10 protein-coding genes are annotated in these 12,075 nt (G+C 72.4%); 7 read left to right on the plus strand and 3 right to left on the minus strand.

The genetic code is table 11. From position 1 onward, the window contains the following. Positions 1–87: 87 nt before the first annotated feature. Positions 88–2,502: a bifunctional SulP family inorganic anion transporter/carbonic anhydrase gene (locus HTZ82_RS10320; protein WP_175409027.1), complete on the minus strand. Its 2,415-nt coding sequence runs from the start codon at positions 2,500–2,502 to the stop codon at positions 88–90. A gap of 273 nt (positions 2,503–2,775) precedes the next feature. On the opposite strand from HTZ82_RS10320, the gene HTZ82_RS10325 reads away from it, so the two are divergent. Beyond that, complete coding sequence (locus HTZ82_RS10325) at positions 2,776–4,077, plus strand: hypothetical protein (protein WP_175409028.1); 1,302 nt, start codon at positions 2,776–2,778, stop codon at positions 4,075–4,077. On the opposite strand, the gene HTZ82_RS10330 is transcribed toward HTZ82_RS10325, so the two are convergent. Continuing rightward, entirely contained in the window at positions 4,065–5,099 is a 1,035-nt protein-coding gene (locus HTZ82_RS10330) for an ATP-binding protein (protein WP_175409029.1), read from the minus strand. The genes HTZ82_RS10325 and HTZ82_RS10330 overlap by 13 nt on opposite strands. A gap of 102 nt (positions 5,100–5,201) precedes the next feature. On the opposite strand from HTZ82_RS10330, the gene HTZ82_RS10335 reads away from it, so the two are divergent. Continuing rightward, positions 5,202–6,020: a Fic family protein gene (locus tag HTZ82_RS10335; RefSeq protein WP_175409030.1), complete on the plus strand. Its 819-nt coding sequence runs from the start codon at positions 5,202–5,204 to the stop codon at positions 6,018–6,020. A gap of 355 nt (positions 6,021–6,375) precedes the next feature. On the opposite strand, the gene HTZ82_RS10340 is transcribed toward HTZ82_RS10335, so the two are convergent. Beyond that, positions 6,376–7,230 carry an HAD family phosphatase gene (locus tag HTZ82_RS10340; RefSeq protein ID WP_175409031.1) on the minus strand — a complete coding sequence of 285 codons (855 nt, stop codon included), beginning with the start codon at positions 7,228–7,230 and terminating at the stop codon, positions 6,376–6,378. 568 nt (positions 7,231–7,798) lie between these two features. Between HTZ82_RS10340 and ssd the strand changes: the two genes are divergently transcribed. The 5 genes from ssd (at position 7,799) to HTZ82_RS33055 (ending at position 11,884) form a co-directional block, all read left to right on the plus strand. Further along, positions 7,799–8,902, plus strand: coding sequence for a septum site-determining protein Ssd (ssd, locus tag HTZ82_RS10345; protein ID WP_175409032.1), 1,104 nt, complete (start codon positions 7,799–7,801; stop codon positions 8,900–8,902). Beyond that, positions 8,899–10,053: a TadA family conjugal transfer-associated ATPase gene (locus tag HTZ82_RS10350; RefSeq protein ID WP_175409033.1), complete on the plus strand. Its 1,155-nt coding sequence runs from the start codon at positions 8,899–8,901 to the stop codon at positions 10,051–10,053. Before ssd ends, HTZ82_RS10350 begins: the two co-directional genes overlap by 4 nt. Further along, on the plus strand, positions 10,053–10,922 hold the full coding sequence (locus tag HTZ82_RS10355) for a type II secretion system F family protein (protein WP_175409034.1): 870 nt from the start codon (positions 10,053–10,055) through the stop codon (positions 10,920–10,922). Before HTZ82_RS10350 ends, HTZ82_RS10355 begins: the two co-directional genes overlap by 1 nt. Then, positions 10,919–11,683 carry a type II secretion system F family protein gene (locus HTZ82_RS10360; RefSeq protein ID WP_175409035.1) on the plus strand — a complete coding sequence of 255 codons (765 nt, stop codon included), beginning with the start codon at positions 10,919–10,921 and terminating at the stop codon, positions 11,681–11,683. The genes HTZ82_RS10355 and HTZ82_RS10360 overlap by 4 nt, the downstream gene beginning before the upstream one ends. A 75-nt stretch (positions 11,684–11,758) precedes the next feature. Next, positions 11,759–11,884, plus strand: a complete 126-nt coding sequence (locus HTZ82_RS33055) for a DUF4244 domain-containing protein (protein ID WP_175409036.1) — start codon at positions 11,759–11,761, stop codon at positions 11,882–11,884. Positions 11,885–12,075: the final 191 nt, after the last annotated feature.

Consider the following 12,075-nt stretch of genomic DNA (forward strand, 5'->3'; position numbering starts at 1 on the left):
GGCCGGCCGACTCCGCCCCGGCCCCCCGGCCGGCCGGGCCCGCCCATCGGCGCGGCGCCTGGCGTCGTCCCCGCCCGACCCGGCCCCTCAGGCGGGTGCCTGCTCCCGGTGGTGGCGTTCGGCGGCCGCCGGGACCTGGTCGAAGACCTCGTCCACATGTCCCGGCCGGGTCAGCAGGTACGCCTGGGCCTCGCCCACGTGGAAGTACATGCCGTGCAGCTCCAGCGATCCCTCGGCCAGCCGCCGCGCCACGCACTCGTGGGCCTTCAGGTGCTCCAGCTGCTGCAGCACATTGGTCAGGCACAGCTGCTCCACCGCGTCCGCGGGCAGCCGCCCCGACAGCCGCGCCCAGGCCTGCTCCCCGCTCCGTACCCGTTCGAGGCTCGGCAGGCCGTGCCGTAGCCACCGCCCCAGCGGGGTCCGCGCGGCTCCCGGCACCGGCGCGGCGTCCGGCGGGTTCTGCAACAGGGCCTGCATGGCGCCGCACCCCGAGTGCCCGCACACCGTGATGGACCGTACGCGCAGCACCTCCACGGCGTACTCGATCGCCGCGGCCACCGAGTCGTCCCCGCTCTCCTCGCCGGGCAGCGGCACCAGATTGCCCACGTTCCGCACCGTGAACAGGTCGCCCGGCCCGCTGGCCGTGATCATGCTGGTGACCAGCCGGGAGTCGGCGCAGGTCAGGAAGAGCTGCGACGGCCGCTGCCCCTCACGGGCGAGCCGGGCGAGCTCGTCCCGTACGAGCGGTGCCGTGTTCCGCTGGAACGAGCTGAGTCCGCTGGCGAGCTGATGCCCCGTCGTCCGCTCCCGCGCGGGCGGATGCTCGCCGCAGTGGTGGTTGCGCCAGGGCGTCCAAGGCCGGCAGCAGCTGTGCGCCCCGGAGGCGGGTTCGGCGATGCGGGTGCCGGAGCGCCCGGTCATCTGCACCTGGCCGCCGTGCGCCACATGGGACATCTGCCAGTCGTGCAGTGTCTCGTACGCGGCGTGGTCCATGAACGAGCCGTCCAGCTCGATCACCACCCGTGCGTCCCCCGGGATCTGGTGCAGCGTCCGGCTCAGCCGCGGCACGGCCAGGAACGTCAGCTGTCCGCGCACCCGCACGTGCTCGACGCCGTCCTTCCGCTCCCGCGTCATCCGCGTCCGGGCGAGACGGTGGAGGGAGACCGCCGTGGCGACGACGATGCCGACGGCCACGCCCTGGAGGATCCCGGCCAGGATCACGCCGATGACTGTCGCCGCGTACACAAGCACCTCGCGGTGCCGGGTGACGCTGCGGATGTGCGTGATGCTGACCATCTGGATGCCGATCACCATGACGAGCGCGGCCAGCGCCGACAGCGGGATCAGGTCGATCACAGGGACGAGGAGCAGTGCGGCCAGCGCCACCCAGACACCGTGCAGGATCGTGGAGTTCCGGCTCACCGCGCCCGCCGTCACGTTGGCCACGCTCCGTACCGCGACACCGGCCACTGGAAGGCCCCCCAGCGCGCCGGACGCGATGTTCGCGGCCCCCAATCCGGCCAGCTCGCGGTCGAGGTTTGCCCGTGGCACTCGCGGCCCGGGCTCCTTGCGTGCCGCCACCAGCTTGTCGACGGCCAGCGCCGACAGCAGGGACTGGACACTGGTCACCAGCGTGATGGTGAGGACCCCGGCGGCGATGCCCAGCACGGGGCCCTCCGGAAGACCGGGCAGAGCGTGACTGCTCCAGGAGGGCAGGTCGACACGGGGCACGTCCAGGCCGACGACCAGCGCCAGGAGGCTTGCCATCGCCACGGCGGCGAGCGCGGCGGGGACCTTGCCCGCCAGCCGGCCGCCACGGCCGGGAAGCCGCGGCCAGAACAGCAGCACGGCGATGGTGAGGGCGCTGACGGAAAGGGCGGCCGGGTGCAGGTTCGCCAACTGCTGGGGCAGCTCGACGAGGTTGTCGACGACCGCGCTCTGCGGGGTGCCGCCCAGGACGATGTGGAGCTGGGCGAGGGCGATCGTCACGCCGATGCCGGCCAGCATGCCGTGGACGATCGCGGGGGACACGGCGAGCGCCGAGCGCGCCACGCGCAGGGACGCCAGGGCCAGTTGCGTGAGCCCCGCGAGGACGGTGATCGCGCATGTCGTACGCCACCCGTACCGCTGGATCAGTTCGGCCGTCACCACGGTCAACCCGGCCGCTGGGCCGCTCACTTGGAGCGGTGCGCCACCCAGCCGGCCGACGACGATGCCGCCGACGGCGGCGGCCACCAGACCGGCCTGGAGGGGCGCTCCGGTGGCGAGGGCGATGCCCAGGGAGAGTGGGAGCGCGATGAGGAAGACGGAGATCGAGGCGGAGAGGTCGGCCCCGGCGATCCGGAAGCGGCGCCGACGGCCCGTCGGCGGACTGTGTTCATGGGGCGGGCAGCCCTTCGGCAGGGCGCCGTGGCTGTGTGAGGCGGGTGGGGGACCGGGGGGCCGAGAGTGTTCGGCGGTGTGGTCGTCCTTGTTCGGATGAGGGGGGATGCAGGCAGTCATGTTCCCGTCTCCTCTGAGGGTGTGCGGGGCGATGGACGTGCAGAACGGCGCTGGACGTGCAGGACCGTGACTGATGGCTTTGCCAACTCTGAGTAAATGAATCGTAATGCAGAGTAAAGAGTTAGGCATTACTTTCGGGGCAAATGGGGCATCGATTCACCCGTAGAGGTGATTAGTCGTTCTATCGCGGCTCGTCGCACCGCCCGCTTACCGCTTCTGATGCGACGTTGACGGCGCTCGCACAGCAACGCGGAAGCACAGGAGGGTGGGCCGATGATGGCCGTCAGCAAGAGGATCACCGTCGGCGCCGTCGCGGTGGCGCTGATCAGCGGACTGGCCGGGTGCGGGATCTCCGGCGAACCGGGCTCCGGCGCCGGCGCTCCCGGCCCCAAGCAGGCCGCCGGACCGCCCAAGAGCACCGTCCGCCTCATCGGCGACGGCTCCACCGCCTACACCGGTGCCCAGCCGGGGCTGACCAGGCCTGAGCGGATGAAGCCGGGTCAGAAGCCGCCACAGTTCGTCGTCTTCTCGTGGGACGGCGCCGGCGAGGACAGCCAGCAGCTCTTCTCCCACTTCCGCAAGGTCGCCAAGAAGTACGGCGCGACCATGACGTACTTCCTCAGCGGCGTCTACCTGCTGCCGGAAGCCAAGGCGTCCCTCTACCGGCCGCCCGGCCACGCCCCCGGCCGCTCCGACATCGGCTTCAACGACACCGAGGGCATCCGTGACACCGTGCGCCAGCTGCGCGGCGCCTGGCTCGAGGGCAACGAGATCGGCACCCACTTCAACGGCCACTTCTGCGGCCCGGAGCGCGGGGTCGGCACCTGGTCGGTGGAGGACTGGAAGAGCGAGATCGCACAGGCCAAGTCCTTCGTGAAGAGCTGGCGGACGAACTCGGGACTGGTCAACGAGGAGCCGCTGCCGTTCGACTACGACAAGGAGCTCATCGGCGCGCGGACCCCCTGCCTCGAAGGCCGCGAGAACTTCATGCGGGCCGCCGCCGAGCTCGGCTGGCGCTACGACACCAGCGGCGTCAACAACCAGGTCTGGCCCGACAAGAAGATGGGCCTGTGGGACCTGTCCATGCAGCTCGTCCCCATCCCCGGGCGCAGCTTCGAAACGCTGTCCATGGACTACAACTTCATGGTCAACCAGTCGGGCAAGACCACCCAGGGTGCCCCCTCGATGCACCGGTACTGGGGCAACCAGATGCGCGACGGGCTGCTGCAGGCCTTCCATCGTTCGTACCAGGGCAACCGGGCGCCGCTGATCATCGGCAACCACTTCCAGTCCTGGAACGGCGGCACGTACATGCGCGCCATTGAAGAAACGATTGCTCACGTCTGCGTCCAGACAGATGTGCGCTGTGTGTCGTTCCGGCAGCTCGCCGACTGGCTGGACGCCCAGGACCCGGCCGTCCTCGCGAAGCTGCGCACCCTGAAGGTCGGCGAGGCCCCGGCCGGAGGCTGGACGGAGTTCCTCGCCGCCCAGCCGCCCGCCGGATCCACCGCGCAGGGCCCCCAGAAGAGGGCTTCCGGGACGCCCGCCTCTCAGCCGGCCCCTCAGGAGAGCTGAGGCACCGCTTCCCGCACTCCGCGTTCCCGCAGTACGAAGTCGGGGTCGACCTGAGCGGTCAGGTCGGCGCCCGTCTTCGCGTTGCCCCAGCTCTCCGCGTTCCTGAGGTGGAAGTGCACCATCTGGCGCGTGTAGCGCTCCCAGTCGCGATGCTCGTACGTGGCGTCCACCGCGTCCTTCAACGCCCGCATCGCGCTCAGGTTCTCCGGCTCCAGCGCGGCGAACGGGGCGGGGCGTCCCTTCTCGGCGGCCCGCACCCAGTCGGAGTGGCCCACCGTCACCAGCAGGTCCTCACCGACCTCATCGCGCAGGAAGTCCAGGTCGTCCGGACCCTGGACCTTGTTGCCCACAACGCGGAGGACCACGCCGAAGTCCCGCGCGTACTCCTTGTACTGGCGGTAGACGGAGACGCCTTTGCGGGTCGGCTCGGCCACCAGGAACGTCATGTCGAAGCGGGTGAACATTCCGGACGCGAACGAGTCCGAACCGGCTGTCATGTCGACGACGACGTATTCGTCCGCGCCGTCCACGAGGTGGTTCAGGCACAGCTCGACGGCGCCGACCTTCGAGTGGTAGCAGGCCACTCCCAGGTCCGCCTCGGTGAACGGACCGGTCACCATGAGCCTGATCTCACCGCTGCCGCTGCCGCTGCCCCTGCTGCCGCCGTCGCCGCCGACGTCCAGCGGCAGCGGCCGCGCGCAGGCCGCGTAGACCGGGTTGTCCTCGCGGATCCGCAGCAGCCGCGAGCCCTCGCCCGGCGGTGTCGTCTTGATCATCGCGTCGGCGGACGGGATACGTGGGTTCGTACCCCGCAGATAGTCCTTGATGAGCGGCAGGTGGGCGCCCAGGGACGGCAGCGCGGCGGCCTCGTCCTCGTCGAGGCCCAGTGTGGCTCCCAGGTGCTGGTTGATGTCTGCGTCCACCGCGACCACGGGTGCGCCGGTGGCCGCGAGATGGCGGATGAAGAGCGAGGACAGCGTCGTTTTGCCGCTCCCGCCCTTCCCAACGAAAGCGATCTTCATGTTCACCTAGGGTAGTAGTTCGATCGCGCAATGTTGCCATCTCTTATGAGGAACCCCACTCCGGGTGGGGCGGGGATGCGGGGGCGCGTAGCCTCGCTACTTATGAGTACGCATGCCGCTGACCCGCTGGCCGCGCTGGGTGCGCTGCCGGGTGTGCCCGAAGTCGTGGACTCCGTCCGCAAGGCCGTCGACCGTGTGTACGGGCACCGTGTGATGCGGCGCCGCAGCAACGAGATCTCCTCGGAGGCGGCGCTGCGGGGGGCCCGCGGGTCGGCGGCGCTCGCCGGCGCCGACTGGGCACTGGAGGAGGTGCGCCGGCGCAGCGACTTCGGAGTCGACGCGGAGGCGCGCACGGTCGGAGCCGCACTGCGGCTGGGCGCCGAGGCGGGGCAACTGCTCTCCATCTGGCGGCAGTCGCCGCTGCGGGTCCTGGCCCGGCTGCACCTCGTGGCGGCGGGCGACGCCGGTGAGTCGGTGGGGCGTCCGCGGCAGGACGGTGAGGCGGTCGACGAGCCGCTGATCGAGGCGCCCCTGCCCAGCGCCGACGAGGTCGTGGGCCGGCTGGAGGGGCTGGCGGACCTGATCGTCGCCGGCACGTCCGCCCCGGCGGTCGTGACGGCGGCCGTCGTGCACGGCGAACTTCTGGCGCTGCGGCCCTTCACCTCGTACAACGGCCTGGTCGCCCGTGCGGCCGAGCGGATCGTGCTGATCGGGAGCGGCCTCGACCCGAAGGCCATCTGTCCGTCCGAGGTCGGCCACGCCGAGGTGGGCCGCGCCGCCTACGTCGCGGCGTTCGAGGGCTACCGCTCCGGTACGCCGGAGGGCATGGCCCGGTGGATCGCGCACTGCGGGCGGGCCGTGGAGCTCGGCGTGCGGGAGTCGACGGCCGTGTGCGAGGCGCTCCAGCGCGGCGCCGCCTGACGGACTGCGGGGCAAGGCTCAGGAGGGCTTGCGCCGGGGCCCGGAACGGGGTTGCGGCGGTACCGGAATCGGTACCGCCGCTGGCACGTCCGCCGAGTTACCATGCGTCCTCGATATGTGCCCATCAGGCGGGGAACTCTGCCCTACGCCTGGTGCGGCTGGCCCGTAATCGACGGGTCGACGTCGCGTGGGTGCTCAGCTTCCGTGCGGTTCGGTCCGTGTGGCCTTCTTGCTCAACAGGTGATCCTCTCGGATGTCCTCGGTCTCGCGGGCCGTAACTCCTTTGTACTCCCAACCGCCGGTATCGGAAAGTCCTGGCCTCACTTCTTTACTTTTAGGTTCAAACGGGGGCAACTCAGACTGCTGTTACCGCCTTCGCCGCGGCCGACTGGCGGCGCCTGCTCGCGTACCAGACGAGGCCGGCGGTCGCCGCGGCCGCGCCCACCGCCGCCGCGGCGACGAGTGCGGGGCGCGGCGGCAGCCGGAACGAAGGCAGCCGCTGCTTCAGCCGGACTGGACGGTTGAAGACGAGAACCGGCCAGTCCCGCGCCGCCGCCTCACGGCGCAGCGCCCGGTCGGGGTTGACGGCGTACGGATGCCCGACGGCCTCCAGCATCGGCAGGTCCGTGGCCGAGTCGCTGTACGCGTAGCAGCGCGACAGGTCGTACCCCTCGGACTCGGCCAGCTCCCGGACCGCCTCCGCCTTGGTGGGCCCGTACGCGTAGTACTCCACCTCGCCGGTGAAGCAGCCGTCGTCGCCGACGACCATCCGGGTGGCCACGACGCGGTCCGCGCCCAGGAGTTCGCCGATCGGCTCCACCACTTCGGCGCCCGAGGTGGAGACGATCACCACGTCCCGGCCGGCGGCGTGGTGCTCCTCGATGAGCGACGCGGCCTCGTCGTAGATGATCGGGTCGATCAGGTCGTGCAGGGTCTCCGCGACCAGCTCCTTGACCTGCTGGACGTTCCAGCCCTTGCAGAGCCGGGAGAGATACTCGCGCATCCGCTCCATCTGGTCGTGGTCCGCGCCGCCCGCCAGGAAGACGAACTGCGTGTACGCCGTGCGCAGCGCGGCGCGGCGGTTGATCAGGCCGCCTTGGTAGAAGGACCTGCTGAAGGTCAGCGTCGATGACTTCGCAATGACCGTCTTGTCCAGGTCAAAGAACGCTGCTGTGCGAGGCAAGGAGTGGTTTTCCACGAGCCCGAGCATAGGTGCCCGCCATTCGGCGTACGCTGAGGCGTGTGGGTTTGCCTGAGAAGGCTCTCGGGTACACCATGGAAGTCACGGATCGTTCGCGACCGTGCTAACCCGGTCCGACTCCTCCCCCCCCGAGTCGGCCGGAGAGACGACCCCCGCTCTCCCCCCCGGCGGGGGTCGTCGCATGTCCAAAGGGGTTTTCGCCCGTCGAGCGCAGGTCGATGCGGACACCCTCACTCCTCTCGTCCACCGGCGGCGACGACGGTCGAGGCCGCCCGGTTCATCACTCAGCGTAGTCGATGAGATGCGCTGCGGAAGTCGCTGGTATGGGCGACGGGGATATTCACAAGCGGTGGGTTGTCCACAGTTTTTGAGCAAGATCCACTTTATTTCCGGAACCCCGTCACCGTGATTCCCGACCGCGAAGCCGCAGTGCCGGGAATCGCAGATCTCCCGTCGTGCTGCCGCTGTGCGGACTCGGTGCCGCCATGGCGCCGAGAGACCAGTGGACATGACGCGTCCCGATACCGCGCGCCGACCGGCGCGTAGGGACGCGGAAGACGGAGAGGGGGCGGAGCCCATGGCTGGATCCATCACGTCCGACCATGCGCCGGCCGTCGAAGGACAGCGGGCCGAACCGCTGATCGTGACCGAGGACCCGGAGCTGCTGGACGACCTGCTGCGGCTGTGCGCCGCCGCCGGAGCCCGGCCCGACGTGCACCACACCGTCCCCGACCGAAGAGCGGTCTGGGACGCCGCGCCGCTCGTGCTCGTGGGCGACGACGCCGCCGCCCGCTGCCGAGGTGCCGCCCGGCGGCGCGGGGTGCTGCTCGTCGGACGCGACCAGGACGACCCGGACGTCTGGCGATGGGCGGTCGAGATCGGCGCCGACTGCGTGCTCCGCCTGCCCGACGCGGAGAGCTGGCTCGTCGACCGGATCGCCGACGTCGTGGAGGGCGTCGGGCGTCAGGCGCTGACCGTCGGGGTGCTCGGCGGACGCGGCGGGGCGGGCGCCTCGACCCTGGCGTGCGCCCTGGCCGTCAGCGCGGCACGCGGCGGGCGGCGCACGATGCTCGTGGACGGCGACCCACTCGGAGGCGGCCTCGACGTCCTCCTCGGCGGGGAACGCGCCGAAGGCCTGCGCTGGCCTGATTTCGCCGCTTCCAAGGGGCGTGTCGCCGGTGCCGCCCTGGAGGAGTCACTGCCCGCGCTGCGCGGGCTGCGGGTGCTCAGCTGGGACCGGGGCGACGCCGTGACGATCCCCCCGGAAGCCATGCGGTCCGTTCTCGCGGCCGCCCGCAGACGCGGCGGGGTCGTGGTCGTGGACCTCCCGCGCCGTGTCGACGACGCGACCGTCGAGGCGCTCGCCCAGCTGGACCTGGGCCTGCTGGTCGTACCGGGCGAGCTGCGGGCGGTCGCGGCGGCCAAGCGGGTGGCGGCCACGGCGGCCATGGTCGTCAAGGACCTGCGCGTCGTGGTCCGTGGCCCGTACGCCGCCGGCATCGACGAGGCCTGGGTGGCGCGCGTCCTGCGGCTCCCACTCGCCGGCGAGCTCCCCGTGGAGCCCCGGCTCCTCGACTCGCTGGACGACGGCCTGCCGCCGGGTGGCAGCGCCTCAGGGCCACTGGGGCGGTTCTGCGCCGCGTTCTGGGAGCGGGCGCTCGTCGCGGACGGTGCCTCATGACGGCGGCGGCGCTCCTGGAGGCCGTAAGGCAGCGGCTCGCGGAGAGCGGGACGGAACCGACACCCGCGGGTGTGGCGGCCGCGCTCCGCGCGCAGGGCGCGCTCCTGGGCGACGCCCAGGTCCTCGGCGTCGCCGAGCAGCTTCGCGGCGAACTCGTGGGCACCGGCCCGCTGGAGCCGCTCCTGGCCGACCCGGCGGTCACGGACGTGCTCGTGTCCGCACCGGACCGCGTGTGGGTGGACCGGGGCGACGGCCTCGAACTGTCCGGCGTGGCGTTCCCGGACGCGGCGGCCGTACGGCGGCTCGCCCAGCGCCTCGCAGCCGTCGCGGGCCGCCGGCTGGACGACGCCCGGCCCTGGGTCGACGCCCGGCTGCCCGACGGCACGCGGATGCACGCGGTGCTGCCTCCGGTGGCGGTGGGCTCGACCTGTCTGTCGCTGCGCGTGGTCCGGCCCCGGGCCTTCTCCCTCGGCGAACTCGTCGCCGCGGGCACGGTACCCCCGGGCGGCGACCGCATCCTCGGGGCGCTCGTGGAGTCCCGCGTGTCGTACCTGGTCAGTGGCGGGACGGGCTCAGGAAAGACCACGCTGCTCGCGTCGCTCCTGGGGCTCGTCGGGAAGCGGGAGCGGATCGTCCTGGCCGAGGACTCGGCGGAGCTTCGACCCGATCACCCGCACGTCGTACGCCTCGAGGCGCGGCCCCCGAACCAGGAGGGCGCGGGCCATGTGACCTTGCGCGACCTGGTGTGCCAAGCCCTGCGGATGCGACCGGACCGGCTCGTCGTCGGAGAGGTACGCGGCGCCGAGGTTGCCGACCTACTGGCCGCCCTCAACACGGGTCACGAGGGTGGCTGCGGAACCGTCCACGCCAACACCGCGGCCGACGTACCGGCCCGGCTGGAGGCCCTCGGCACCGCCGCCGGGCTGGACCGGGCGGCCCTGCACAGCCAGGTGGCCGCGGGTCTGTCGGCCGTGGTGCACCTGGTGCGGGGAACTGACGGGCGCCGGCGTGTCTCCGAGGTGCACGTCCTGGAGCGCCGCGCCGACGGGCTGGTCGCCACGGCTCCGGCCCTGCGCTGGGGGCCCGGGGGATTCGTCGAGGAACGCGGCTGGGAGCGGCTGCGCGCGCTGCTGGGAGGTGCGTCGTGCTGATGGCACAGGGGCAACCGGTTGCCGGACATCCTTGGTACGCGGCGGCGTTGTGCGCGGGGGCGATGGCCTGGCTGTGTGTGGAACGGGGCCACGGAGCACGCCGGGGACGGCTGCTGTTCGCGGACGGAGCGCTGCCCGTGGCCGCCGCGCGGGCCCGGTGGTGGCCGGAGCGGCGTGCCCGCCTCAGGTTCCGGCCGGAGTGGCTCTGCCCGGTCGCCGGGGTGCTGCTCGCCGTGTGGGGCGAGTCGCTTCTGCCGCTGCTCGCGGGCGCGGCGGCAGTGCCGCTGGTGGGGCGGCGGCTGCGGGCCAGGGACCGCGGCAGGGAACGGGACCGGCGCACGGACGCGGTCATCGCGCTGTGCGGTGCGGTCGCCGGTGAGCTGCGCGCCGGGGCCCAGCCCGGCCAGGCGTTACGGTTCGCGGCCCGGACCACGGGCGCCCTCGGAGCCGAAGAGGCCGCCGTACTCGCTGCCGCGCGGTTCGGCGGGGACGTGGCGGAGGCGCTGCGGCGCGCCGCGCGAGCCGAAGGGGCGGGCGGCCTCGCCGGACTTGCCGCGTGCTGGGAGGTGGCCGTCGACGGCGGGGCGGGCCTGGCCTCGGGCCTCGACCGGCTGGAGTCGGCCCTGCGGGAACAGCGTGAACAGCGCGAGCGGCTGCGGGCACAGCTGTCCGGCACGTGGGCGACGGTCGTGCTGCTGGCTGTCCTGCCGGCCGCGGGCCTCGCGATGGGCTCCGTCCTCGGCGCCGAGCCGCTGCGGGTTCTGCTGCACACGCCCGCCGGCCTGGTCTGCCTCGCGGTGGGCGGAGCCCTGGAGGCCGCCGGACTGTGGTGGGTCGGCCGGATCGTACGGGCGGGTGAGGAGGCGTGAACGGCGAGCTCGTCCACCGCCTGTGGACAGCGGTCGCGGTCCTCGCCGCCGCCCTGTGGGCGGTCTGGACGCTCACCCGGGTCCGCCGGGCCCGCCGGAGCCGCGGTCGGCTCGTGGTGCTGCTGCCCGCCCGCGACGCGGACACGCAGCGTCGGCCGGGGAGGCCACGGTTGCCTGCGCACATCGGCCCGTGGGCGGCGCCGGTGGCGGCCCTGTTCACCGGCTGGGTTCTCTTCGGCGGGGTCACGGGCTGGATGCTCGGTGCTGCCGGTGCCTACGCCGTACGGAGGTGGCAGCGCCGTCCCCGCCCTGACGCCGCCGACACCGACGCGGCCCGGCGGCTGCCGCTGGCCGCCGAGCTGCTGGCCGCCTGTCTCTCGGCCGGTGCGGGACCCCGCGAGGCGGCCGAGGCGGTCGGCAGATCCCTGGGCGGACCCGTCGGCGACCGGCTCACGCGCGTGGCGGCCGAACTGGCCCTGGGCGGTGACCCGGGCGAGGCCTGGGGCCGGTTCGGCGACATCAAGGGCGCGGGACCGCTGGCCCGCTGCCTGGAACGGGCGGGCGCGTCGGGCGCCCCGGCGGCCGCACCTGTGGCACGGCTGGCCGCCGGGCTGCGCGCCGATCGGGCGAGAACGGCGGCCGCCCGCGCCCAGCGCTCCCAGGTGCTGATCACCGCACCGGTCGGGCTGTGCTTCCTGCCCGCCTTCCTCGCGGTCGGCGTGGCGCCCGTGGTCATCGGACTGGCCGGCCGGCTGCTGTGAACGGGCGACAAGACGACATGTCAGAGCGACACAAGACAGGAACGAATTGAGGAGGTTGCTGTGTGGCGGCGTGTGATGAGGTGGACGAAGGCTCGCTGGGACAGGACGTGGGTGCGTGCCTGTGCCCGTGTCCGTGCCCGTGCGCGGGGCGACGCGGGCATGAACACGGCCGAGTACGCGATGGGCACGGCGATTATCTAGGGTTGTCAAGTGTTTCGCCAGCTCAGGATCACAAAGCTGAATGAGGCACGTGAGGGACGGGGCCGGGTGAGAGCGAGCGTCCGGGGCATCTGCGGCAGGGCTAGGGTGACCGGCCTGAGCTCCGGGACGGGCCGGGTCGCGCCGGCGTGAGGGGGAATCGTGATTCCATCGCTCATTGAGAGTGGCCTACT

It is taken from the genome of Streptomyces sp. TRM64462 (assembly GCF_013362995.1).
Lineage (GTDB): Bacteria > Actinomycetota > Actinomycetes > Streptomycetales > Streptomycetaceae > Streptomyces.

What these genes read in the sequence shown, in the direction of transcription:
- HTZ82_RS10320 (WP_175409027.1), bottom strand. Translation starts at nt 2,502, where the DNA reads ATGACTGCCTGCATCCCCCCTCATCCGAACAAGGACGACCACACCGCC.
- HTZ82_RS10325 (WP_175409028.1), top strand. Translation starts at nt 2,776, where the DNA reads ATGATGGCCGTCAGCAAGAGGATCACCGTCGGCGCCGTCGCGGTGGCG.
- HTZ82_RS10330 (WP_175409029.1), bottom strand. Translation starts at nt 5,099, where the DNA reads ATGAAGATCGCTTTCGTTGGGAAGGGCGGGAGCGGCAAAACGACGCTG.
- HTZ82_RS10335 (WP_175409030.1), top strand. Translation starts at nt 5,202, where the DNA reads ATGAGTACGCATGCCGCTGACCCGCTGGCCGCGCTGGGTGCGCTGCCG.
- HTZ82_RS10340 (WP_175409031.1), bottom strand. Translation starts at nt 7,230, where the DNA reads ATGCTCGGGCTCGTGGAAAACCACTCCTTGCCTCGCACAGCAGCGTTC.
- ssd (WP_175409032.1), top strand. Translation starts at nt 7,799, where the DNA reads ATGGCTGGATCCATCACGTCCGACCATGCGCCGGCCGTCGAAGGACAG.
- HTZ82_RS10350 (WP_175409033.1), top strand. Translation starts at nt 8,899, where the DNA reads ATGACGGCGGCGGCGCTCCTGGAGGCCGTAAGGCAGCGGCTCGCGGAG.
- HTZ82_RS10355 (WP_175409034.1), top strand. Translation starts at nt 10,053, where the DNA reads ATGGCACAGGGGCAACCGGTTGCCGGACATCCTTGGTACGCGGCGGCG.
- HTZ82_RS33055 (WP_175409036.1), top strand. Translation starts at nt 11,759, where the DNA reads ATGAGGTGGACGAAGGCTCGCTGGGACAGGACGTGGGTGCGTGCCTGT.